At 48.2% G+C, this 23258-nt stretch carries 20 protein-coding genes; 4 read left to right on the forward strand and 16 right to left on the reverse strand.

The window, feature by feature from the left end:
- The first annotated feature begins 264 nt into the window (after positions 1 to 264).
- On the forward strand, positions 265 to 2340 hold the full coding sequence (locus ACTS9Y_RS06185; protein ID WP_442585095.1) for a sensor domain-containing protein: 2076 nt from the start codon (positions 265 to 267) through the stop codon (positions 2338 to 2340).
- Between the two features lie 21 nt (positions 2341 to 2361).
- Here ACTS9Y_RS06185 and ACTS9Y_RS06190 read toward each other — a convergent pair whose 3' ends face one another.
- From ACTS9Y_RS06190 to ACTS9Y_RS06220, 7 genes are all read right to left on the reverse strand, one after another.
- Positions 2362 to 3291: a DUF5655 domain-containing protein gene (locus tag ACTS9Y_RS06190; protein ID WP_442585096.1), complete on the reverse strand. Its 930-nt coding sequence runs from the start codon at positions 3289 to 3291 to the stop codon at positions 2362 to 2364.
- Positions 3292 to 3304: 13 nt separating this feature from the next.
- Positions 3305 to 4912, reverse strand: a complete 1608-nt coding sequence (locus ACTS9Y_RS06195; protein ID WP_442585097.1) for a type I restriction-modification system subunit M — start codon at positions 4910 to 4912, stop codon at positions 3305 to 3307.
- Between the two features lie 3 nt (positions 4913 to 4915).
- Entirely contained in the window at positions 4916 to 5995 is a 1080-nt protein-coding gene (locus tag ACTS9Y_RS06200) for an AAA family ATPase (RefSeq protein ID WP_442585098.1), read from the reverse strand.
- Positions 5992 to 7242, reverse strand: coding sequence for a restriction endonuclease subunit S (locus tag ACTS9Y_RS06205; protein WP_442585099.1), 1251 nt, complete (start codon positions 7240 to 7242; stop codon positions 5992 to 5994). Before ACTS9Y_RS06205 ends, ACTS9Y_RS06200 begins: the two co-directional genes overlap by 4 nt.
- On the reverse strand, positions 7235 to 10267 hold the full coding sequence (locus ACTS9Y_RS06210; protein ID WP_442585100.1) for a type I restriction endonuclease subunit R: 3033 nt from the start codon (positions 10265 to 10267) through the stop codon (positions 7235 to 7237). Before ACTS9Y_RS06210 ends, ACTS9Y_RS06205 begins: the two co-directional genes overlap by 8 nt.
- 77 nt (positions 10268 to 10344) lie before the next feature.
- A complete protein-coding gene (locus ACTS9Y_RS06215; RefSeq protein WP_442585101.1) occupies positions 10345 to 10791 on the reverse strand; it encodes a YiiD C-terminal domain-containing protein in 447 nt (148 codons plus the stop codon).
- 98 nt (positions 10792 to 10889) lie between these two features.
- Positions 10890 to 11078 (reverse strand): hypothetical protein, encoded by a 189-nt coding sequence (locus tag ACTS9Y_RS06220; RefSeq protein WP_442585102.1) that lies wholly within the window; start codon positions 11076 to 11078, stop codon positions 10890 to 10892.
- 147 nt (positions 11079 to 11225) lie between these two features.
- On the opposite strand from ACTS9Y_RS06220, the gene ACTS9Y_RS06225 reads away from it, so the two are divergent.
- Positions 11226 to 12137 carry a DNA-3-methyladenine glycosylase family protein gene (locus ACTS9Y_RS06225; RefSeq protein ID WP_442585103.1) on the forward strand — a complete coding sequence of 304 codons (912 nt, stop codon included), beginning with the start codon at positions 11226 to 11228 and terminating at the stop codon, positions 12135 to 12137.
- 22 nt (positions 12138 to 12159) lie between these two features.
- Here ACTS9Y_RS06225 and ACTS9Y_RS06230 read toward each other — a convergent pair whose 3' ends face one another.
- From ACTS9Y_RS06230 to ACTS9Y_RS06270, 9 genes are all read right to left on the reverse strand, one after another.
- The gene (locus ACTS9Y_RS06230) at positions 12160 to 12744 is read right to left on the reverse strand and encodes a hypothetical protein (RefSeq protein WP_442585104.1); all 585 of its coding nucleotides are present in this window, start codon (positions 12742 to 12744) and stop codon (positions 12160 to 12162) included.
- Between the two features lie 84 nt (positions 12745 to 12828).
- Positions 12829 to 13200 carry a hypothetical protein gene (locus ACTS9Y_RS06235; protein ID WP_442585105.1) on the reverse strand — a complete coding sequence of 124 codons (372 nt, stop codon included), beginning with the start codon at positions 13198 to 13200 and terminating at the stop codon, positions 12829 to 12831.
- A 140-nt stretch (positions 13201 to 13340) separates the two neighbouring features.
- A complete protein-coding gene (locus tag ACTS9Y_RS06240; RefSeq protein ID WP_442585106.1) occupies positions 13341 to 13664 on the reverse strand; it encodes a thioredoxin family protein in 324 nt (107 codons plus the stop codon).
- Positions 13665 to 13688: 24 nt separating this feature from the next.
- The gene (locus ACTS9Y_RS06245) at positions 13689 to 14315 is read right to left on the reverse strand and encodes a hypothetical protein (RefSeq protein ID WP_442585107.1); all 627 of its coding nucleotides are present in this window, start codon (positions 14313 to 14315) and stop codon (positions 13689 to 13691) included.
- Positions 14312 to 14668 carry a response regulator gene (locus ACTS9Y_RS06250; protein WP_442585108.1) on the reverse strand — a complete coding sequence of 119 codons (357 nt, stop codon included), beginning with the start codon at positions 14666 to 14668 and terminating at the stop codon, positions 14312 to 14314. The genes ACTS9Y_RS06245 and ACTS9Y_RS06250 overlap by 4 nt, the downstream gene beginning before the upstream one ends.
- Positions 14665 to 15867 (reverse strand): hybrid sensor histidine kinase/response regulator, encoded by a 1203-nt coding sequence (locus tag ACTS9Y_RS06255; protein ID WP_442585109.1) that lies wholly within the window; start codon positions 15865 to 15867, stop codon positions 14665 to 14667. Before ACTS9Y_RS06255 ends, ACTS9Y_RS06250 begins: the two co-directional genes overlap by 4 nt.
- Entirely contained in the window at positions 15854 to 16465 is a 612-nt protein-coding gene (locus tag ACTS9Y_RS06260; protein ID WP_442585110.1) for a chemotaxis protein CheB, read from the reverse strand. Before ACTS9Y_RS06260 ends, ACTS9Y_RS06255 begins: the two co-directional genes overlap by 14 nt.
- Positions 16465 to 17283, reverse strand: coding sequence for a CheR family methyltransferase (locus ACTS9Y_RS06265; RefSeq protein WP_442585111.1), 819 nt, complete (start codon positions 17281 to 17283; stop codon positions 16465 to 16467). Before ACTS9Y_RS06265 ends, ACTS9Y_RS06260 begins: the two co-directional genes overlap by 1 nt.
- A gap of 2 nt (positions 17284 to 17285) precedes the next feature.
- A complete protein-coding gene (locus ACTS9Y_RS06270; RefSeq protein WP_442585112.1) occupies positions 17286 to 20750 on the reverse strand; it encodes a response regulator in 3465 nt (1154 codons plus the stop codon).
- Positions 20751 to 21071: 321 nt separating this feature from the next.
- Here ACTS9Y_RS06270 and ACTS9Y_RS06275 point away from each other — a divergent pair, with 321 nt between their 5' ends.
- The gene (locus ACTS9Y_RS06275; RefSeq protein WP_442585113.1) at positions 21072 to 22838 is read left to right on the forward strand and encodes a monovalent cation:proton antiporter-2 (CPA2) family protein; all 1767 of its coding nucleotides are present in this window, start codon (positions 21072 to 21074) and stop codon (positions 22836 to 22838) included.
- 185 nt (positions 22839 to 23023) lie between these two features.
- The gene (locus ACTS9Y_RS06280; protein WP_442585114.1) at positions 23024 to 23254 is read left to right on the forward strand and encodes a hypothetical protein; all 231 of its coding nucleotides are present in this window, start codon (positions 23024 to 23026) and stop codon (positions 23252 to 23254) included.
- Positions 23255 to 23258: the final 4 nt, after the last annotated feature.

Consider the following 23258-nt stretch of genomic DNA (forward strand, 5'->3'; position numbering starts at 1 on the left):
TAAAGGCTGGGGGCTGGTTAAAGCAGAACAGCGAATAACTACGGATTGAGGATTACAGCCATGCTAAGACAGCCAGCGCAAGGAAAACAGATACAAAAGCGGGGAATTTTTAGAGTACAGTTAGCAGGTGATCTGAGGGAGATCAATAAGCAACATATTGATATTTAAGAAAAATCAAATACTACCGAAAACAATTTAATATCAATGAACTTAATTTATTGTGGGAAGATAGTAATAGATCAATATTAAATATTCATTCATTTTATGGAAAATATTAAAAAACAAAATATTGAAAGCAACCAATACATCCAGACCCTGATCGATAATTTTCCATTCATGGTCTGGCTCAAGGATGCGAACAGCCGCATCCTGGTGGCGAATACTGCCTATGCCAATATGGTGGGCGTCTCTTCAAGTGCCGAACTGATAGGCAAGACCGATTTTGATTTTTTCCCGCCCGATCTGGCGCAGGAATATGTCGATGGCGACAAAAAAGCCATGCTCAGCACCTCACCCAGCCCAGTCACCGTGCCGATTAAAAATGCAGAAGGCGAGTATTACTGGATAGAGTCTTATAAATCTGCCGTGGTGGTCAATGGCAAAGTGGTGGGTTCGCTGGGTTACGCCAGGGATGTCACCGAAGATATCCAGAAAGAGCACGAGTACAAATCCATCGTAGAAAACTCGTCCAATTGCATCGCCAAGTACAACAAGGACTGCGAGCGCATCTTCCTCAACAATGCCAACTCTTCATTTTATGAAGTGAATGCCAGCAGCCTGCTAGGCAAAACGCCCTCGCAATATCCAGGTGGCGCATCCGCGATAGCGCTGGAGCAAAGCATACGTGAAGTGTTCCAAAGCGGCGAGAACCAGCATGTCGCCTTCAGGCTCACCACAAAAAACGGCAAGCACAAGATCATGGATACCGTGCTAACGCCGGAATTCAACGCCATCCACGAAGTCATCGCCGTCATCGCCATCGGGCAGGATATGACGCAGTCGTATGAAAACCTGGACCGCATCAATAATCTGGCCTATTTTGATTCCATCACCAAACTGCCCAACCGCATCTCGTTGCTTGAGGTACTGGATCACTGCATCAAACAATCGCAGCAGTCAGCATCCTCATTTGCGTTTCTAATGCTGGACCTGGATGGTTTCAAAGCCGTCAACGATCTACTCGGGCACGCAGAAGGTGACTTGCTGCTCTACGAAATGGCGAGACGCATTGAACGGGCAGTGCGCCCTACCGATACCGTTGCCCGCCTGGGTGGTGACGAATTTGCCATCGTGCTGACAGAAGTCAAAGACCCTAAAAATGCCGGCATCGTCGCCAAAAAAATCTTGGAGGCGATCAAACAACCTATCCTGATCCGCGGCACCGAACTGTTTATTTCGGCCAGCATAGGCCTGGTCATTTGCCCCGACCACAGCAGTGACGTCAGTGATATTGTGAAATATTCCGATATCGCCATGTACAAAGCCAAAAAGCACGGCCGCAACAACTACCAGTTTTATTCGTCCGACCTATCGCAAACCACCATTGAACGCATAGACATCGAACGCTCGTTACGCACCGCCCTGCAAAACGATGAGTTCCTGCTGCACTACCAGCCGCAGGTCAATTTAGAGACCAACAAAATCGTCGGCGTAGAAGCCCTGCTCAGATGGCACCGCAACCACAACGAAATGATCCCTCCCAACCGGTTTATCGGCATCGCAGAAGATTCAGGCTTCATTATCGAGATCGGCGAGTGGATCATGCAAACGGCGTTTAAAGATGCCGTCAGATGGAACACGGGCCGCACAGACCCTATCAGCGTCGCCATCAACTTGTCCAGCCGCCAGTTTATCCATAACAACCTGCTCAACTCCATCAAGCACCTGTTAAAGAAAACTCACTGCAACCCGGCATGGATCACCCTGGAAATCACCGAAAGCCTGCTCCTAAGCGACAGCCTGCATATCCGAAAAACCCTGAAAAGCCTGGATAGCCTGGGCTTCAGAATCTCCCTCGATGACTTCGGCACCGGCTATTCAGCGCTCAGTTATTTAAACAAATTCCCCGTCAGTGAAATCAAAATTGATCAGTCATTTGTGCAAGGCATTGCAGATAACAACGACCACAGGCTGATTGTGCAGGCGATTATTTCAATGGCGAAAAGCTTGGGTAAAGAACTGGTGGCAGAAGGGGTGGAGACGGCAGAACAGGCTAAGTATCTACTAGACTGTGACTGCAAAGTGGTGCAAGGCTTTTACTTTAGTAGACCTAAGCCGTTTGATGAAATTGATATGAAAGCATCGTGGGAAACTGCTATTAAAGAAAATAAATCTAGTTAGCATTAATGGAAATTCGCTCTTTTATTTCTTACCTTCATAAGCATCGACAATAAAAGCCTTAGCCTTTTCTAAATCGTCAAAGGTTGAAATAGTAAATTCAATGTCACCTGTACCCCAATGTCCTATTTCGCGAACATCACGAAAATTGTCAGGGAAATTTGAATATGCTGAAGGATTAAGATGTAAAAACAGAAGAATCTTGTTTTTCTGTAACACTACTGTGGCGAAATTCTTAATGCGCTTGAAAGCAGAATAAAGCTTGAGCTCTTTCTTTTCAATATCATCACCCAAGGAAAAAATATACTCTTCAAGTGAAGATAACACCTGCATCAATTCAGGTGACAAATCGACGATCCATTCCGCATAACTCTTATCACCGGTCTTAGTAAGCTTGGTTCCAGCTAAAACTTTGGCTGTTTTTGGGCTAATCTTATTGCTTTGACCTGCCGAGGTTGAGTTCACCAATTCAAACAACAGCAAATCATCTTCAAATAATCTGTAGCGGATTAGCTGTATTTCGCGATTCATTTGCTGAACAGCATGAGCATCATACTTCGTAAAATCTCCAGCAATACAGACTAAACGTGGTTGTGACCAATCGATGGTATCAGAAACTAACTGACCATACTTTTTCATGACCAAGAGTTCAAACTCAGCTTTATGATCCATTAACCAATCTAAATAAAATAAACCTTGGTTAATGACATTTTCGCCCGTCGAACGCTTGTATTCCAAAATCACTGGACTACCATTTTCATCAATGCCTAAGCTATCAATGCGTCCAGCGTGGGTTTTGCCAGTTGAATATTCTGTTGCTAGAAATCTGACCCCTAATAATGTTTCTAGATTTGTTTCTATTAATGTTTGCAATGGCTTTTCAAGGTCCGAGGCAGACCCTGTGAGCTCCGTCGCGGCTTGATTCTTTATTTTGAAAAGTTTTATATCGCTCATGCTTAACCTGTTGTTAAGGTATCAAGGGTAAACCCAGTTCTTTCAAAAATTCGTTATGGCGTGTTTTGGCTTCATTAACTTTTTCTTCCGCAGCCAATAAATCTGCATTCACTTTCAGCAAGTCAATTGCCTGCTCGGCAACAGAGGTGCTGATGTACCGCGAGATATTCAGGTTGTAATCATTTTTCTCAATTTCTGCCATCGGAACACGGCGCGAGTAACGCTCTATTTCATTGCGATATTGATAGGTGCTAACAATCTGGTCGATCTGATTTTCCAGCAAGCGGTTTTGGCGTTTGCCCTTTTCAAAATGCTCGGCGGCGTTAATAAACAACACATCATCTGGCTTTTTGCAGCGCTTAAGCACCAAAATACACACTGGGATGCCCGTGGAATAAAACAGGTTGGCAGGCAAGCCTATCACGGTATCAATATGCCCATCTTTAAGCAGCTTAGTGCGTATGCGCTCTTCTGCGCCGCCACGGAATAACACACCGTGCGGCAAAATAATCGCCATCACGCCACTCTCACTCAAAAAGTGAAAGCCATGCAGTAAAAAGGCAAAGTCTGCTGCAGATTTTGGCGCAAGGCCATAATTGGCAAATCTAAAATCTTTGCTCATTTCCTCGGTGGGTTCCCAGCGCAAACTAAAAGGTGGGTTTGCCACAATCGCATCAAACTCTACCTTATTAGCTGGGTTGCGCTCATTGAGCATGGGCCATTCGTTATCTAGCGTGTCACCGTGAAAAATCTCAAACTCGGTATCTTTCACACCATGCAACAGCATGTTCATTCGCGCCAGGTTATAGGTGGTGATGTTTTTTTCTTGCCCGTAAAACTTGCCAATCCCATGTTCGCCCAACTGATGGCGCACATTCAGCAACAGCGAGCCAGAGCCACAGGCAAAATCCAGCACGCGTTCTATTTTGGTTTTTTTGCCTAGTGTTGGATCTTGGCTATCCAACGTCACAATGCGAGAGAGTATGGTCGAGATTTGTTGCGGGGTATAAAACTCCCCAGCCTTTTTACCAGAGCCAGCGGCAAATTGCCCAATCAAATACTCATAAGCATCGCCCAACACATCGCTACTGGTAGAAAAGTGTGCGATACCTTCGGCAATTTTAGTGATAATCGTGCACAGCTTGGCATTGCGGTCGGTGTGTGTTTTGCCCAGCTTTTCTGAGTTGAGATTAATCTCAGAAAACAAGCCTTGGAAGGTGCTGTTGAATGACTCATTTTCAATGTAATCAAAACCCTTATCTAATGTTTCTAGCAATACTGTGTCTTGTAGCCTTGCCTGCTCAGCAATGTTGCGCCATAGATACTGCGGCTGAATCACATAATGCAGCTTACGGCGCATCTGCTTTTCAAACTCTAAATAGTCTTCTAAATTCAGCTCATACCACTCGGTTAAAGGTGACCTTTTGTCATCTTTATCAAGTGTTGGATAGTCAGAACCTAGTTCCTTTTTTGCTGCAACCTCGTAGTTATCTGAGAGGTAACGTAAGAACAAAAACGAGAGCATGTAGTCACGGAAATCGTCCGCGTTCATCGCGCCGCGCAATTGGTCAGCAATGCCCCATAGGGTTTTACCGAGTTGATTTAATTCTTCTTGAGTCACTGGTTATTCCGCATGTAAAACAAACTTATATTTTTCTATTAGCCTATCAAATATCTCTATAAAAATAGATTTATTATCTGGCTGCATAATATCAGATTGATGGTAATAGATTTTCTGATGAGATAGGGTGTTGACGATAGTTGCTACTCTATCTTTATCCGCTATACCAATTTGCTCCAAGACATAGGAAAACTGACCGACCCCCAAAAAAGAAGCAATATTCTCAAGTGCTTGTCGTAGCAATGCAAAATGATAGGTATAAAGCTGTCCATCTTTTGCTTGTTGCAATAACTTCATGAGTTGTAAATGATACAAAAGCACATCATTTCTTGTGCTTTCTAAAGAGAGCTCATCAGCATTACGACTCAAAATATACATCTGATACTTATTGTTGTTACGCTCTTTGAACTGACTAGCTTTTTCACCTTTCGTGATCCAATCACTTAAAATCGAAAACAAGCCTAAGTGATGGGTTGTAATAATTATTTTTCTATTTTTGAAGTGCTTATCTATTAACTCAAACAATGTAAAAGCTGTAACGAAAATATTATGGTCATCTAAACTTGAAACAGGGTCGTCTATAAAGAAATGTTTTGATTGCTTATCTGCCCAGCCTTCAACCTCAAACAATGCTAAAAATAAACACCAAACAAAAATACGCTCCTCACCTCTTGAGATCTTAATTGGTGTCTCACTATCCCCTTTTACATAGAAAGTGACCGCATCAATACCAAGTTCGGGATTTTCATTTGTATTAAAGTAAAAGTCATATCTTGGCTGATATGGTGCTAATTTCGCATTTACATCCTCTTCAGTGATTGAGGAATGTAGTCTATTTAAACTACTTCTCTTGACCTCAAGCTTAATATTCTGTTCGTTGTTTTCATTATCATTATCCCAAACGAAGAGGTCCTCGCTAAAGGCATTGTAATAAACCCCTTCATGTTCGCCACTATCAGCATTTTTGCTAACATTTTTATAGGCTACAGATAATCTTGTTTTCCCCGTTGCGTTAAAGGCATAAACAAGAATGATATTTTTTTCTGATTGATAAAGCTGTGTGGCAACTTGCTCTAAATTCATTGTTCAATGGCCTGCGAATCAATTGCCTTTGGGAAAAGCTGCTGCATTAAGCCTTTTTTGTGCTCTCTTAAGGATTCTAGTTTTTTAATTTGACTAGTGACTGCATCATCAATTGAGGTTAAGCAGTTAGCAATTCTTTTTTGCTCAGCATAGTCAGGCAACGGTAACAATTTCTCAGAAAATTGAAAAAAGGAAACCATTTTCCCATCTCTTATTCCCTCTATATTTTTGTTAAGGTCACGTATAAATAAATCTGTTTTGAAGTAATATTTAAAAAACAAGTCAAATACTTCTATTTTCTTACGCAAAATAATATACGCGGGACTACAAATACCTTTGTAATTTGAGTATTCAATACCTCCCTGAAAAGACCTGAGACTTATAATGAAGTCACCAACCTCAACTATTTTATAACTTTCAATACTTTGTTCTGTTGCAATGACTTTGTAATCAATTAGCTCCCGAGGAATTGCCCCATGTTCTTGGCTGATAGCTAAAATGGGTAAGTCTGAATTGTGTTTTTTGTTGCTTATTGGTTCGAAAATTTTATCTCCGTTCAAAAACGCCCACTCTCCATCTTCCTCAAACTCAGAAAAACGAAGTTTGGGGACGGTTTTACCTTCAGCGGGGAAAAGTTGTTGCATCATGCCTTTTTTGTATTTTTTTAAGGCTTCAACTTTTTGGTTTTGTACGGTGATTAAATCATCAAGTGATGACAGGCAATCGGCAATTTTTTGTTGTTCTTTTGGTTCTTTGGGAACGAAAAATTTATATTTCAAAAATTTACTGCCGTTTATTGAGTTGATTGTTGCACCTAAGTCAGCATCAACTTGGTCTTGATACGAATCTGTTTGAAACAACTGATAGACAAATTTTGCTATTGGCGAGCGAAAAACTGTCATGAATGCGCCATGTGTGCATAGCGACATTCCATCTGGTATTAACGCATTTTTTCCAATCAGTGCTTTTGAGCCATTCCTAACACAAATCAAAATATCATTTGGTTTTGCTAAGTTAGCGCCTTTAATGCTCGGCGTCACATAAACGTTATCATCAAGCGAGATTTGACCATTTTGGACGTTTGATGATCTTAGAACTAACAAGCCACTCTCACGAACATCTTCAGGGCTATAAGTTAAACCTGAAACAAGTTTACCTAATTGATTCAGTTCTTGAGGTTTCCATTCACTGACATCTCTAAACTCAGGAAACCGCAATTTAGGCACTAATTTAATTTTCTCACTCATATGCCGCCAACCCCGAAATCTCTCTGCCTTGCGCTTGTTTTTTGAGCAGTGGCACCATATCTTCCATCAAAGCGAGCTCTTTTTGTGTACGAGCCTTCCAGCCAAGATCTTGCTCGGTAAATAGTTCACTGAGTTTGTCACCGTCAAAAATCATGCGGTTTAAAATACCATTCACAAAGGCTTTGAGTTTTTCGAGTGTCAAGCCATGTTTCTTCGCTACTTCTGCCAACGCTTTGTTATTCTTCTCGGCTTTAAAACGTTGTAAATCTTGGCCTATTTGTTGGTCTGTCATCACCTCACCGACTGGCAGGCTGTTGATAAATTCGATGATGGCGTCTTGCTCGTCCATCATATTAGAGTGAGATCGGATATAGTCCACCAACTGCTGGCGGGTCATTTTTTGTTTGTTGCTGTCCACCTGCGTCGATTTAGCAATCAGGCTCATGATGTAGTCGTAATCAATCACCGCCGAGGCAAACAGCACCAGTTCTAAATCAAGTTGTTCCAGATTAGCTTCGTCGACATAGCTCGCTCTTTCTTGCTCCACTTTGTTCGGGTTGGTGACTTCTTGCTGAGTTTTGAGTTGTTGGGCGGTTTCAATATAGCGGCCTCTAAAACTGCGCAAGGTGACTTCGGGCATGAGTTGCTCGATAGTGTGTTTGTGCTCTTCTGTGAGGTCAGTGTATTGGTCGAGCTGAGTTTTAAAGCGCTGCACCTCTTTAAAGTGGTTGATAAAGCCCATTTTGGCGTTATTGCCTTTGAGGTTGCTCACTTGCTCTGGCGCACAGTCTAGGCCTTGTTTTTCCATAAATTCACCCAACTTGGTCACAGCGCTCTGCAATTTTTCGATCACTTTAGGCGCAGGGTCTACCAGCCAGATTTCACGCGCGCTGGCTTCGTCTTGTTTGCCAGAAAATAATTTAATGGCCGCATCGACTTCGGTCTCTTGGCCTCTAAAGTCGAGAATATTGCCCCATGGTTTGGTGTCGTTAAGTACGCGGTTGGTGCGTGAAAACGCTTGAATCAGGCCATGATTTTTGAGGTTTTTATCCACATACAGTGTGTTGAGATATTTTGAGTCAAAGCCTGTGAGCAGCATATCCACCACAATCACAATATCGATTTTGTTTTTGTGCGGGTAATTGGCGTATTGGTGGTCTTTAATGCGCTTTTGCACATCCTGATAGTAGGCATCAAACTCGGTAATGGTGTGGTTAGTGCCAAACTGTTGGTTATAGGCCACCATGATTGCAATAAGCGCGGCTTTTTTCTCTTCGGGCGCTTGTTGGTTGTCTTGCTGCTCAGTGGGTAAGTCTTCTTGTAGCTGTTGCACCTCAACATTGCCTTGAGCGGGTGGTGAAAACACACAGGCAATATTGAGCGCTTTAAAGTTTGCATCTTCGGCTTGTTTTTGCGCCTGCATTTGCGCAAACACTTTGAAATACTCAATGGCGCTGTTGATGGACGAAGTCGCCAAAATGGCATTAAAGCGACGATGGTTCGTCGCGGCATCGTGCTTTGCAAAGATTTCGTTAATCACGGCTTGCGGGATGGGTACCTCGCTCTTTTTGGGCTTTGTATCTTCGCCTTTGTTTTTGCCAAAATAATCAATATGAAAGCTGAGGACATTTTTGTCTTCAATAGCGTTGGTAATGGTGTAAGCGTGTAGCTCGCTCTCAAACAAATCTTGTGTGGTTTTAAACGAGCCGACATTGCCATCAACCTGCACAAAGCTGGAGTTGGCGTCAAAAATAGGGGTGCCGGTAAAGCCAAACATTTGCGCTTTGGGGAAAAACTCTTTAATAGCTTTGTGGTTTTCACCAAACTGCGAGCGGTGGCATTCGTCAAAAATAAAGGCGACGCGTTTGTCGCGTAATGGCTCTAAGCGCTCTTTATAAGTGAGCTTGCCCTTTTGCACATTCACTTGATTACGCTTGCTATTTTCATCCAGCGCCAAGCCTAATTTTTGGATGGTGGTGACAATCACCTTATCCGCATAATCTTCGGAAAGCAGGCGGCGCACCAAGGTCTCGGTGTTGGTGTTTTCTTCTACACAGCCTTCTTGAAAGCGGTTAAATTCTTCGCGTGTTTGGCGGTCGAGGTCTTTGCGGTCAACCACAAAAAGGCATTTTTCAATGTCTGGGTTATCTTTGAGCAGCGTAGAGGCTTTAAATGAGGTGAGCGTTTTGCCACTGCCTGTGGTGTGCCAGATATAGCCATTCCCACGATTTTGGTGGATGCACTCGACGATCTTTCTAACCGCATAAATTTGATATGGGCGCATAACCATGAGTTTTTGCTCACTGGCGACCAGTACCATATAACGGCTTATCATTTGCCCCAAGGTACATTTGACTAAGAAGACATTTGCAAAGTCATGCAAGTGCGAGATTTTATGGTTTTGCTCATCTGCTAATTGATAAATAGGCAAAAAGCGTTCATCGGCATTAAAACTGAAATGCTCGTTTTTATTGTTCGCAAAATAAAGCGTATTGCTTTGGTTGCTGACAATAAACAACTGCATAAAACACAGCAAGGTATTGGCGTAACCATTGCCTGGGTCATTTTTGTAATGGACGATTTGTTCGATGGCTTTGCGTGGGATGACTTCAAAAGTTTTAAGCTCGATTTGCACGGTAGGAATACCGTTAATCAGCAAAATTACATCATAACGATGGTGACTATTGTGCGTATTGCACCGTAGTTGATTGATGACTTCAAAGTCGTTTTTGCACCAATCTTTGGTATTGACCAGTGTGTAATGCAGCGGCGTGCCGTCTTCACGCTGAAAATAGTTGGTTTCACGTAACCTTTTTGCTGCTTGATAGACATCAGGGGTGATAATTTCATCACGCAGCCGTGCAAACTCAGCATTGGTTAAGTTAACACGATTGAGTGCTTCAAATTTTTGACGAAAATTGGCTTCAAGAGACTCGCGGTCACGAATATCCGCACGATAAGCGTACTTAAGCTCTATGAGCTTTTGAATCAAGTCTTTTTCGATTTGACTTTCAGTCGCCAACATTTGAGACCCTATTTAGGAAATTTATAAGCAGCGCTAATGATAAAGGGTATTGGAAAAAGGCCAATACCAATTGGTAATTATTTATACAGAATAAAAACCCCTTGAAACTTAGATGTTGCTTTTGATTCACTGATAATCTGTGCAGTGACTACAATTCTCGCCCTGCCCTTTTCCTCATAACTCTTTTTAAAACTATCCCAGTCATCCGCTGATTGAAAACTCGCCACACATTCAAAATCTGTTTTCACAGGCAATAGATAGTCGATCTCCTGGCGCTTGATCACCAGGTTACCTTTTAAGCCTGCTTGCTCGATTTTTGACTGCACTAATGACCAGGCCGTGGTAATTGAAATGGCAGCAATGCTGCCACCAAATACGATATCGAGATGGTTTTTGTTCAGGGCATAATCGCCATGCACGGTGATCTGATTTTCATCAATCTTGGTGATTTTTATCCCTAAGTTTTTGGTTTGCGGGATGAGTTTAAACAGAGTGTTTTGAAAGTTTTCTTCTAGCTGGCTCATGCGTTTTTTCCTTCAGAGAAAATAATCACGCGTTACCTTAACAAAAAAAGCTCCCGAAGGAGCTTTTTATATTTGCTTGTTTGGAATCTGTTCAGGGCTTAGATGTCATTCTCGCTGCTTAACTCGCCGGGGGATACTTTGCCGTCTTCAACTTCGGTTGCGATCTCCGCCGAGTGTGAGCCGGGTTGTTTGTTTTTGGTGTTTGGGTGTATGGGCGGTAACAACGAGGTTTCGTCATAGACTGGCGTTGCGGGTGGGTTTGCATTGTTTTTGGATGCATCTGACATGGGTATCTCCATCAAATATTGAAACAGTTGGTTACTGATGAGTCTGACAATGCAGCAGCGCATGTGTTTCAATGAAAGTATATGCTATTAAATCTAAATCATGTTTAGCTGTAAAAATATGCACACCTGTTTGAAAGTGAATTGGCTTTGAGCACTCAACCTATTGCATTACCGGCTGGTTTCCGCGCGCAGGATTTCCTGACCTTTCATGGGCGGGACAAGTTGGCAGTGTCGGAAAAAGTGACTGGCAATGTGCTGGAAAAGGCGATCGTGCTGCACGACCGCCCTGCCTTGTTGACGCTGACGTTTAGCGAGCAGAAAGTTGACTACAGCCTGGCGGTGGATGCTGCCGTGCATGAGGTGGATGCGGATGCGGTTGTTCAAATGGTGCAGCATATGCTGGGCTTTACGCAGCCGATTGCAGAATTTGAACAGGCTTATGCCGACCACCCTTTGCTAGGCATAATGATTGCCCGGCAGGCGGGGTTGCGGGTGCCGGTGAGTATGAGCCCGTTTGAAGCGCTGACGTGGGCGGTGATTGGCCAGCAAGTGAGTTTGCATGCGGCGATTTCGATGCGGCGTAAGTTTATTCAACTGGCTGATATGCAGCATTCATCCGGTTTTTATTGCTACCCTTCACCAGCGCAGGTGGCACAATTATCTGTTGAGGGTTTACGGCTGGCTGGCCTTTCGCAAAGCAAGGCCAACACCTTGCTGAAAGTAAGCGAGTTGGTGCTGGCGGGCGAGTTGCCTATGGATGACTGGCTGCGCGATCAGGTTTCTTCTGAGGTGATCGCCACGGCGTTAGCTGCGATCAAAGGCATAGGGCCGTGGACCATCAGTTACACATTATTGCGCGGCTACGGTTGGCTGGATGGCTCCTTGCATGGGGATGCAGCGGTAAGGCGGGCGATTCGGGGATTGATGGCGGTGGAGCAGATCAGCGAGAAAGAAGCGGAGCAATGGCTGAAAGCATTTAGCCCATGGCGCGCTTTGCTGGCGGCGCATTTGTGGGCATGGCAATCAAATAGCCTGAGTAATGCCCAGGCGGTAGATTAAGCGACCTAAATTAATTAAGCCTTTAAGCCGGGCAAGGCATGCCTGCATCTACCCATTGTTTGACGGCGGTGACGGTCTGCGCTTTGGTGAGTGGTGGTAAAGTGCGGTTGCCGCCGGGGTTCCAGCCCCAGGCGACCAGTTTGTCATCGGCAAAGTGAGTAATCAGTTTCTGGCCATCGCGGCCACCATTGCGCGCCGGGTCTTTGAGCACCATGCACAGGTCTTTTGGGGAGAGGCCGATAAACACCATTTTGTTGCCGGGTGGCGGTAATTGCCAGTGTGGTGCGCCAGGGGGCGCATGCAGGCCCATCACGGTGGGTGAGTTTTTCTCCTGATGGCAGGAGCTGCATTCCATAGCCGGCATGCCTTTGCCATCTATGCCGCGCTGCACCAGCATGGCGTGTGGTTTGCCCTGGTCATATTGCAGGGGCTGGTCACCGGGGATATGGCAGTTTTGGCAACGCGGATGTTGCAGGACAGAGCGTATGGGTTCAAACAGTTGTGCTGGCTCGGCCGCTATGGCAACAACGGCATACACGCCGCTGTAAACCAGCAGGCATTTTTTCAGGAAGCCGGACCATATATTCACGTGCTGGGGCCTATGCATACAGTCTTCTCCTTGCCAGTTGAAATCAGGTAATACTACTCAATACAAAGGCCTGACTAGAGATGCCAGGCCGGTGAATGATGCTTAAGCGAATGAAAGTTCGTGCCAGATGGATTTGTCATTGGCGGCAACTGGTTCATCAAAGCCGTTCTGGTAAGACTTGATGTTTTCATTTTCGATGGCGCATGTGAGCTCAAAACGACTGATGACCGGCAGGGTTTGAAAAGGGCCGGAAGGGTCGAAAGAGCGGTAAGTGAGGCACAGGTAGATGCCAGGCTCGATCAACAGGTCAAAACGTTGTCCGTAGGCAGAGCTGGTGGAGACATCGGTCTGCTTGAAACCGTAGGCTAACGCATCGCGTCTGACATTAAACCAATCCTGCTCATTGCATGCCTGATTAATCGAGAAGCTCAATACTTCAAAAATCTGTTCTGCAAATTGGTTTGGGCTACGCATGTCGTTCAACCTATGATTAGTAATGCACTGAGTAAGAATGGCGTCAGTGTAGGGTGAAACAGGCAGGTGTCATACTGGCGGTAATCTGATTTTCTTGTCAGATTAATCTGGCAAAATATTAAGCCAGGCCGCCAGGGGATTCAGGCTGAAGTGATGCGTTGCAGAGATTCGTTTAATTCTTCAGCCTGGCTTTGGCGAACCAGGCGTTTGAGCTCGACGCCATCTTTTAAAAAAATCAGCGTCGGCCATAATTTGACGTGGAAAGACCTGCCCAGGCGGCGGCCTTTGCCATCTTCGATCCTGATATGGCGGACTTGGGGAAACTGCTGCATGGCAGCCGTAATGGCTGGTTGCGCTGCCTGGCAATGGCCGCACCAGCTGGCACCAAACTCGAGCACAGTTGCGCCTGCAAGGCTATCTACTTCTGCGCGGGTGGGTTCTAAGGTAGGTGTCAGGGCTGTCATTAAAAATGTAGCGCGTGACCAGGCTCAGGCGGCGGCCTGAAAATTGAACTGCATGCCTGAATCTATCTTTTCGATTTGGCACCTGGGTGAAATATCCGTGATCCAATCCCAGTTGCTCAACATGCCGGGGTTGCTGGAGGCTGAGCCGTTACAGGCGTCATTCCATTTGAACTGGATCGCGTGATCCGTAGCCCTGATCTCCAGTGTTTTTTCCAGCGCCTGCTTGTCTGCCAGCAGGATAATGCCGGCACAGATCAACATCCTGACCTCGAGCGCTGGCAGTTGCTGCCTGGAGGTGACATGGTTGCTGATAATGAGGTGGTTGGTGTAACAGTCCATCTTGAGCAGGTCTACACACTCACTGAGCAGGTCATCTGCCGCTAGCTGAACGGGCGCATCGAGTGCCACCCAGGTAAACAGGTTTTGCGTGGCGGCGGTGACCAGGCGGGCATTGAGTTTGATCTCATCGACCTGGGTTTGCACATAGGCGTGATCGGCGCTGCCGAGTGATAGTTTTCTGCTCAGCACCTGGGAAAGCAAAGTCACAGGCTGCAATTTACCCAGCATCTTGTGACGCAGGCCTGGCATGACGCGGTTAAGCACTTCTGCGCGTAACTTTTCAAATGCGTCTGTATGGCCAGCAATCGTCATTGATTCACCCCGGAGAAACGCTCTATCGTTTGCAGGAACGCATCCATCTCCAGCGGTTTTTGTATCCAGGCGACCGTAAACGGCAAGGCTTCAAACTGTTGCTCGCCATAGCCGGAACAGATCATCATGGCGAGCTCGGGATGCGTCGTTTTTGCCAGGCGGGCCAGATCGATGCCGGACATGCCGGGCAGGCTGATATCAGTGATCAGCAGATCGATATCTGGCTGCTGGCGTAAAGTGTTTAAAGCCTGTTGAGCTTCGCTGGCAGCGACAATGTCATGCCCTTGCATCTCCAGCAGTTCGCTGAGGATCTCCCGCGTATCGACATCATCTTCTACGACCAGGATTTTCATATGATGGCGACGCTCTTGAGGGGTAAACGCAATATAAACGTGCTGCCGCTGTCTTTCTGGCTGATGACACTGATCTCACCTGCGTGCGCTTCAGCCAATTTTTTCGAGATATACAAACCCAGGCCCAGCCCGGCTTTTACCTCGTTATCGCCGCTGCGTTCAAATGCCTCGAAGATTTTTTTCTGCTCATGTTCAGCGATACCGACGCCCTGGTCAGCGACCTTGATCACGGCATGATTGCCTTCCAGGTTTAGCGACACATGCACAGGTTTGCCCTGGCCGTAACGGATGGCGTTGGTCAGCAGGTTGATGATGATCTGCTCGATGCGGAACGCATCCCAGTGACCTTCGATTTCGCTGGCGATCTCCAGTACAAATTCTGTTTCCGACTCTTTGGCTAATGGCGTCAGGTCTTCGGCGAGTTGCCTGAGCAAGCCGGATAGATTGGCGTCCTGCGGCTGGATGGAAAGTTTGCCATTTTTGATGCGGGAGACATCCAGCATATCTTCGATCAGGCGCATGATGCTTTTCAGCTGGCGCTCGCCGCGACTCAGCATCTTTTGCAGATGTTCAGGCGTGAAGATAGACAAGTTATTTTTGGCGAGTTGCGACAACCTGACCTGCACTTCCAGGAACAGCGTATTCAACGGCGTCCTCATCTCGTGCGCCACCAGTGACATAAACTCCTCACGCATATTCAGTGAATGTTGTAGTTCTTCTTGCGTCGCCTGCAGTTGCTTGAGCAGGCATTCCTGTTCTTTGCGGCTTTCTTCCAGTGCTTTGACCTGGTTTTCAAACGCGGTGCGGTGGCGGAACAGCTCGACAAACACGTTGGCCTTGCTTTTGACCGCATTGATATCCAATGGTTTGTATAGGACATCGACCGCCCCGGCGCCATAGCCTTTAAAAGCGTAATTGAGCTCCATACCGGCGGCGGTGACAAACACGATAGGTACGTGCTTGGTTTTTTCGGTGCCACGCATCAGTTCTGCCAGCTGGAAGCCATCCATCTCCGGCATCTCGACATCGACCATCGCCAGCGCAAAATCGTGTGCCAGCAATAGTTCCAGTGCGTCCAGGCCAGACCTGGCTTGCATGATCACCCTATCCGGTGCACGCAGGATGGCATCCAGCGCCTGCAGGTTTTCGCTCAGGTCATCCACGATCAGGACTTTGATTTTTTCGTTACTGTACGGCATGCATTTCCCCAAGTCGCAGCAACATGTTCTTAATCTCGGTCAATCCTTGAATCAGGTCGGGCGTTTGTAATTTGATGGCTTCCTTCGGCATAGTACCCGATTTTGCTTCTGACGGCGCTTGCACGATGGTGACGCCGCCGTGTTGCTTGACGCTCTGCATGCCCATGGCGCCATCGAGGTTAGCCCCGGTTAACAAAATGCCCAGCAAGCCCTTGCCATAGGCCTGGGCCGCGCTTTGCATCATCAGGTCTATCGATGGCCGCGAATAGTTGACCGGCATCTCGCAACTCAGCGAAAACGTCGCGTCCTCTTCAATCAGCAAATGGTAACCGGCGGGAGCGAAATACAACCTGCCCTTGCGTATGCTCGCCTTGTCTTCGGCATCTTCCACCTTAATGCGCGTCCATTGCTGGAACACTTCCGCCAGGTGGCTGTCATGGTTGTCCGGCATATGGATGACGGAGATAATCGGTAACGGGTAGTTAGGCGGCAGGGGACAGAAGATATGCATCATGGCCTCTATGCCGCCCGCAGACGCGCCCACCACAATCGCTTCAATCGCCTGTAACCGTTCATCTGCCAGCTGTTCGCTCATCATCACAGCTTCCTGAACAATTTGTCACGTTTCACCACCGCTTCAAACAGGTGTGAACAGGTGGAAAAATCCAGGCTTTCCTTATGGCCCAGGCCGAGGAAACCACGCCTGCACAGGGATTCATGGAACAAACCATAGGCGCGGCTCTGCAAGGCCTTGTTGAAATAGATCACCACATTGCGGCAGGAGACAAAATGCGTTTCAGAAAACACAGAGTCAGTCGCCAGGCTATGGTCAGAGAAGGTGATTTTTTCGGCCAGGGCTTTATCAAACAGCGCACCGCCATAGGCACCGGTGTAATAGTGCTCCAGGGAACGTTTGCCGCCCGCGGCCTGGTAGTTTTCGGCGTAAAGCGCCATGCGCTCCAGCGGGAACACGCCTTTTTTGGCTTTTTCCAGCGAGACCGGGTTGATGTCGGTCGCGTAAATAATGCTGCGCTCCAGCAGGCCTTCTTCTTGCAACAGGATCGCCAGCGAATAGGCTTCTTCACCGGTGCTACAGCCTGCTACCCAGATCTTAAGCGAAGGATAGGTTTTGAGCACCGGCACCACATGCTCACGGATGGACAGGAAGTAGGACGGGTCGCGGAACATCTCGCTGACCGGGATGGTAAGGTATTGCAGCAATTGCATGAACACTGCCGGGTCGTGCAGCACTTGCGACTGTAATTCTGAAATGGTCTGGCATTTCAGCGCGGTGATGCCCTGCTCTATCCGGCGTTTTTGCGAGGCTTTGGAATAATCCCTGAAATCGTAGTTGTATTTGAGATAGATGGCATCTATCAGCAACTTGATCTCAATCTCTGCGTCTTGCAACTGCATGCTTACAAGCGCTCCAGGTTAGGCATCCAGATGCGTAACAGTGATTGCAGGCGGTCTATATCCACCGGTTTGGCCAGGTAATCGCTGGCGCCGGCTTTCATACATAGTTCCTGGTCGTCTTTCATGGCTTTGGCGGTCAGCGCGATGATAGGCAAGCGGCTGAATTTCGCGTCTTTCCTGATCTCGCGCATGGCTTCGTAGCCATCCATTTCCGGCATCATGATATCCATCAGTACCAGGTCGATATCATCCAGCGCCTGCAATTTATCGATCGCTTCACGGCCATTGCGGGCGATATCCACATTGAGGCCCTTGTGCTCCAGCACTTTGGTCAGGGCGAAGATATTGCGCACATCGTCATCCACCAGCAGGATCTTGCGGCCTTCAAACACGCGGTCACGATTGCGTATGGTTTTGAGCATGGATTGATGCTCGGCCGACAGTTGCGACTCGACTTTGTGCAGGAACAAGGTCACTTCGTCCAGCAGGCGTTCCGGCGACCTGGCGCCTTTGATGATGATGGAGTTGGAATACTTGCGTAACTCCATCTCCTCTTCGCGGGTCAGGTTGCGGCCGGTGTAAACGATGACAGGCGGGAAGGAAAGGATATGCTCAGTCGACATGCGCTGTAACAGCTGGTTGCCCTTCATATCCGGCAGTTTCAGGTCTATGATCATGCAGTCAAACACCTGCTTGTGCAGTTGCTGCAAGGCCTCTTCGCCCAGCTCGACGGCGACGATCTCGATATCCTCATCAGACAGCAGCTGGATCACGCTTTGCCGTTGTCTGGCATCATCTTCCACCACCAGCACACGTTTGATCTGCTGCGTATATTTCTCTTCCAGCTTGAGGAAGACTTCTTTTAACTCATCGCGCGTCTTCGGTTTGACCGCATAGCCGATCGCGCCCAGTTGCAGGGCGGCATCCTGCTGTTCGGTTGCCGACAGCGCATGCACCGGGATATGCCGGGTCTCAGGGTCTTCTTTCAATTGCTGCAACACGGTCAAGCCAGAAGCATCCGGCAGGCGGATATCCAGCAGGATCGCCTGCGGCTTGAATGTTTTTGCCAACCGCAAGCCTTCACCTGCACTATGCGCCACCAGGCAGCTGTATTGCATCTCATGCGAGATGTCATACAGGATTTTGGCGAAATCGGTCTCGTCTTCAATGATCAGCACCAGACGATTGGCATGCTGGATATTGTCCCTGTCATCAGGAAACGCCGGCATCGCCAGTGGCGCCGGTTCAACAGGTTTCTGCGGCACGGCCCGCGGAATGACCGGCGCTTTGCTTTCAGCGGCGACCTCCTGCGGCACCATTGCTGCCGTGACGTGCAGCGGACAGATGAGTGTGAACACGCTGCCTTTGCCAGGCGTGCTTTCTACCGTCAGTTCACCGCCCAGCAACCGTGCCAGGTCGCGTGAGATCGATAAGCCCAGCCCGGTGCCGCCATACTTGCGGCTGATAGAGCCATCGGCCTGGTGGAAGGCTTCAAAGATATTTTCCTGCTGGTCTTTGGCGATGCCTATACCGCTATCCTGCACGCTGAACGACACCTGGCCGTTAGCTGTTGCGTCTACCGTAAACGCGACTTCGCCGGCCTGTGTGAATTTAAACGCATTGGAGAGCAGGTTTTTCAAGATCTGCTCCAGCCTGAACTTATCAGTGGTGATATGGGCAGGTGCCTGCTGGCTGACGGAGATCTGGAACTGTAATTTCTTTTCCCTGGCCTGCGCGTCAAAGCTCATTTTCATGGCATCAGCGATGCTCTGCACACTCACCGGCAGCAGGTTAAGCTCCAGCTTGCCAGCCTCGACCTTGGAGATATCCAGGATATCGTTGATCAGGTTAAGCAGGTCATTGCCGGAGGCATAAATGGTTTCCGCAAACGAAACCTGCTCTTCGTTGAGGTTACCCTCTGTGTTATCGGCCAGCAGCTTGGACAGGATCAACGCGCTGTTGAGCGGGGTGCGCAGCTCGTGCGACATATTGGCCAGGAACTCGGATTTGTACTGGCTGGATTTCTGCAACTCTTCGGCTTTTTTCTCCAACGCCTGCTGTGCCAGCACCAGCGAGTCATTACGCTGATCGATCAATGTGGCCTGATGCGCCAGTTGCTCATTGGTTTGCTCCAGCTCGGCTTTCTGGTTTTCCAGCATGGAATGCGATTCTTCAAGTATCGTAGACTGCTCTTCCAGCTCTTCATTGGCGGTTTTCAGTTCTTCTTGCTGCACCTGCAACTCTTCGTTGAGTTGCTGCACTTCGGCATAGGCGCTTTGCAGTTTCTGCTTGGCGATGGTGGCTTCAATCGCTGAGCCCAGGTTGCTGGCAATAAATTCCAGCAATGCCATATCTTTGGCAGGGATGGCGTCGATAAAGCCCAGTTCCATCACCGAATTGACATGGCCTTCGCTCTTGAGCGGGATGATTGCTACGCCATTGGCGCGAGCCGAACCCAGGGCAGAATTGATACTGAGGTAGGTTTCCGGCAGATCAGCCAGCTGGATGATATTGCCGGTCAGCGCCGCCTGCCCAGCCAGGCCTTCATGTTTGAGCAAGTGCCGCTGCAGGTTGTCGGCATGGTCTTTATAGCCATAAGTGGCGAACAGGCTGAGCGTGCCATCTTCTTTATATTCGTAAATGGCGCCGACCTGCATATTCACATATTTGGACAGGATCGCCAGTGCCGAGGTGCCTAGCTCGGGCAGGGCAAGCTGGCCGAGACCGCTTTGCACGATCTCCGCCTGACCTTCGCGCATGCGGGCTTGCTCCTGCAAATATTGGCCGTGCTCATCTTGCTGTTTCAGGATGGCGTTGTAGTTGCTTGAAAGCCCCATCAGGTCCCTGCGCCCCAGCAACGCCAGTATCGCGCTCACCAGCAGGCTGATGACCAGGAAGGCGATCACACTGGTGGTCGTGGTACTGATTGCTTTGTCGTTTCTTTCCTTGAGCAGGCGCTGCTCGGTTTCCAGCGCCATGCTTAGTTCTTTTCTTAATTCGTCAAATTGCGTTTTGCCGCGCTGCGACCGGACCACAGATAAATAATCAGAGTTTTTCTGGCGCATCTCTATCATGGACTGCGCATACTCGTCCCACTGCGTGATCTGGCTCTTGATTTTGCGCAGGCGATTGGCCTGGTAGTCATTGTCGCCCACCAGGGCTATCAGGCTATCCAGCTCGGAATGCACCAGGGGCCGCGCGACCTGGTAAGGCGTGAGGAAACTTTCATCACCCGTCAACAGGTAGCCGCGCATGCCAGACTCCATATCGGTGGAGAGTTTGGCAGATTCATTGAGCTTGCCGATGACCTTCTGCGTGTGTTCCACCCAGTTCAACGCTGCCAGCAAGTTATAGATAAGCACGACAAAAATCAGCGCGCTCAGCACGCCGAGCGCTAAGGGTAAGGTGACATTGCGGGTAAGTATTCTGCGAAAACCGATTTGATCAATTTGCTGCTGGCCTGTCATTGCTATCCCTGAAAGTATCTCTGCTTAACCTGATAAAGATACCGTAGATAGCATGGGATGGCTAGCCTAAGCCCATATTTGGCGGGTAAAGATTGGTTTAGTACCTGTTCGCCGTGGATAATGGTAAGTTTCTCCTACAAGACAGACTTTTTCCAGGCAGATAGTCGTGAGCCGCTACTCGATTTTTTATTAATTTTTTTGAGTGTGTTGACTCCCGCGCCATCTATGGTAATTTCCACTAAACCACTCTTACATTTACGGGTGCAGTGCTGCCAGTGAAACACAGGCATGCCAGACACCTGACCATAGACAAAGGCTTTAATGAATACCTCGCATTTTCTTTTCCAGGCTGCTATCTACCTGTCTGCCGCCATTATCCTGGTGCCGCTGTTCAAACGGCTGGGCCTGGGGTCGGTGCTCGGCTACCTGATCGCGGGCATACTGATCGGTCCGTCGGCCCTGAAACTGATCGCAGACCCGGAGCACGTGCTGCATTTTGCCGAGTTTGGCGTGGTGCTGATGCTGTTCCTGATCGGGCTGGAACTGGAATCGCAAAAAGTGTGGGAATTACGCAAACTGCTATTCGGACTGGGCGGCACCCAGGTAACACTGACCATACTGCTGGTGACAGTGATCGCTCACACGCTGGCCTTTTCCTGGAGTGAAGCGCTGATCATCGGCATGGGTGTGGCCATGTCCTCCACCGCCATCGGCCTGACCGCGCTGATCGAAAAAAAGCAGTTGCATACCGCTGGCGGCCAGGCAGCATTTGCCACCCTGCTGTTCCAGGATCTATCAGTGATCCCGCTGTTCATGCTACTCGCTTTTCTGGCACCTAACCGCTCTGCCTCCAGCTTTGACCTGCTGGCAGTGGCAGAAGCCATTGCCGTGATCATTGCCATTGTACTGGCCAGCCGCACTGTGTTGAGACCCATCATGCGCATGATTGCGCAAACAGGTGTGCGCGAGATTTTTGTCGCTTTTTCACTGCTGCTGGTGATAGGCATTTCATTAGCCATGGAATCAGTCGGATTATCCATGGCGCTGGGTACTTTTCTCGCTGGCGTACTGCTGGCCGATTCGGAATACCGCTATGAACTGCGCCTGGATATCGAGCCGGTCAAAGGCCTGCTGCTAGGCCTGTTTTTTATCGCCGTCGGCATGACAGTGGATTTAAACCTGGTTGCCAGCCAGCCGTTACTGATTTTCGGCTTTGCCCTGCTCATCGTCGCCATCAAGATCGCAGTCCTCATGAGCCTGGGCTGGGTATTTAAATACCCGCTGCGCGACAAACTGTTATTCGGTGTTTCCATCTCGCAAATCGGCGAATTCGCTTTTGTGATTTTTGGCCTGGCGCTGGCGCAGGATTCCATCTCGCGCGAAACCTACAATATCCTCAACGCCATCGTCGCTGTGTCCATGCTGACTACGCCTATCCTGCTGTTATTGTATGACCGCTTTCTCAGCCTGCAATGCAGTGAGCGGCCCAAAGATGCCATCCCGGAAAATAACACCGTCATCATTGCCGGGTTTGGCCGTTTCGGGCAAATCGTAGGCCGGGTGCTCGTGGCCAAAGGCATCACGCCAACGCTGATCGATAACGACCCTAACCAGGTCGACCTGATGCGCGAGTTTGGCTGGCGCTGTTATTACGGCGATGCATCGCGGCTGGATTTACTCGAAGAAGCAGGCATTGCCGAAGCAAAACTACTGGTGATCGCCGTCAATGACTCTGCGGCAGCGCTGGAGATGGCAAAGCTGGTCAAAGAGCGCTGGCCCGGTGTGGCGATTGTGGCACGCGCCAGAAGCAGGACCGATGCCTTTGATTTGCGTGAGCTGGATTTAAACCCGATCAGGGAAACCTTTTATTCTTCGCTGGAAGCGGCGAGGCAGTCATTACTGGCCATCGGTGAAAGCGCCAGTTCGGCGGCAAAAATCGTCCATCAGTTTGAAAAACACGATTTAGACCAACTGGAAGCCACCCTGAAAATCCGCCATGACCGTAAAGCCATTTCCAGTTTAATGGAGCAAGGCCGCCAGGATCTGAAAACCCTGCTGGAGCTGGAAAGCCCGAATCCTGAAGCGTAAAGATATTCCTACAAACTAAATCGTGTTTGCCCTATAAATTTATCCTTTGATTGCCGTTAATCTATTTATATAGCGTGTCGCCGGATTTAAAATTTGAGTGATTTTCAGGTTTCGGCAGGCTAAACAGTCGGTGGCTTCTGCGGGAGCCGCCGCTTTTGTGTCCTATCCTTGAGCAAGGCATTTTCATGAAAATAGAATTTAAAAAATCAGAAACCCAATCCAGCCTGGATTTTGTGCATATCAATGGTGTATTTGCAGGCGAGTTTATTTCGGATGAAGTGAATGCATCGTTTCTGTTTGTGCCTGCCGAGGGTGACCGCATACTGCTTTCGCGTGTAGATTATGATGAAGCCTGCAAGCTGCTGACGGGTGAACTGTCCCAGTTGTATATGTATCGTTCTGCCAAAGCTGCCTGAAACG

It is taken from the genome of Methylophilus sp. (assembly GCF_052173275.1).
Lineage (GTDB): Bacteria > Pseudomonadota > Gammaproteobacteria > Burkholderiales > Methylophilaceae > Methylophilus.

Coding starts and splice junctions, on each gene's coding strand:
- ACTS9Y_RS06205 (WP_442585099.1), bottom strand. CDS start 7,242: ATGAGTGAGAAAATTAAATTAGTGCCTAAATTGCGGTTTCCTGAGTTT.
- ACTS9Y_RS06235 (WP_442585105.1), bottom strand. CDS start 13,200: ATGCGTAGCCCAAACCAATTTGCAGAACAGATTTTTGAAGTATTGAGC.
- ACTS9Y_RS06280 (WP_442585114.1), top strand. CDS start 23,024: ATGAAAATAGAATTTAAAAAATCAGAAACCCAATCCAGCCTGGATTTT.
- ACTS9Y_RS06200 (WP_442585098.1), bottom strand. CDS start 5,995: ATGAATTTAGAGCAAGTTGCCACACAGCTTTATCAATCAGAAAAAAAT.
- ACTS9Y_RS06215 (WP_442585101.1), bottom strand. CDS start 10,791: ATGAGCCAGCTAGAAGAAAACTTTCAAAACACTCTGTTTAAACTCATC.
- ACTS9Y_RS06255 (WP_442585109.1), bottom strand. CDS start 15,867: ATGCCGTACAGTAACGAAAAAATCAAAGTCCTGATCGTGGATGACCTG.
- ACTS9Y_RS06250 (WP_442585108.1), bottom strand. CDS start 14,668: ATGAAAATCCTGGTCGTAGAAGATGATGTCGATACGCGGGAGATCCTC.
- ACTS9Y_RS06230 (WP_442585104.1), bottom strand. CDS start 12,744: ATGCATAGGCCCCAGCACGTGAATATATGGTCCGGCTTCCTGAAAAAA.
- ACTS9Y_RS06220 (WP_442585102.1), bottom strand. CDS start 11,078: ATGTCAGATGCATCCAAAAACAATGCAAACCCACCCGCAACGCCAGTC.
- ACTS9Y_RS06275 (WP_442585113.1), top strand. CDS start 21,072: ATGAATACCTCGCATTTTCTTTTCCAGGCTGCTATCTACCTGTCTGCC.
- ACTS9Y_RS06265 (WP_442585111.1), bottom strand. CDS start 17,283: ATGCAGTTGCAAGACGCAGAGATTGAGATCAAGTTGCTGATAGATGCC.
- ACTS9Y_RS06190 (WP_442585096.1), bottom strand. CDS start 3,291: ATGAGCGATATAAAACTTTTCAAAATAAAGAATCAAGCCGCGACGGAG.
- ACTS9Y_RS06210 (WP_442585100.1), bottom strand. CDS start 10,267: ATGTTGGCGACTGAAAGTCAAATCGAAAAAGACTTGATTCAAAAGCTC.
- ACTS9Y_RS06270 (WP_442585112.1), bottom strand. CDS start 20,750: ATGACAGGCCAGCAGCAAATTGATCAAATCGGTTTTCGCAGAATACTT.
- ACTS9Y_RS06260 (WP_442585110.1), bottom strand. CDS start 16,465: ATGATGAGCGAACAGCTGGCAGATGAACGGTTACAGGCGATTGAAGCG.
- ACTS9Y_RS06185 (WP_442585095.1), top strand. CDS start 265: ATGGAAAATATTAAAAAACAAAATATTGAAAGCAACCAATACATCCAG.
- ACTS9Y_RS06240 (WP_442585106.1), bottom strand. CDS start 13,664: ATGACAGCCCTGACACCTACCTTAGAACCCACCCGCGCAGAAGTAGAT.
- ACTS9Y_RS06245 (WP_442585107.1), bottom strand. CDS start 14,315: ATGACGATTGCTGGCCATACAGACGCATTTGAAAAGTTACGCGCAGAA.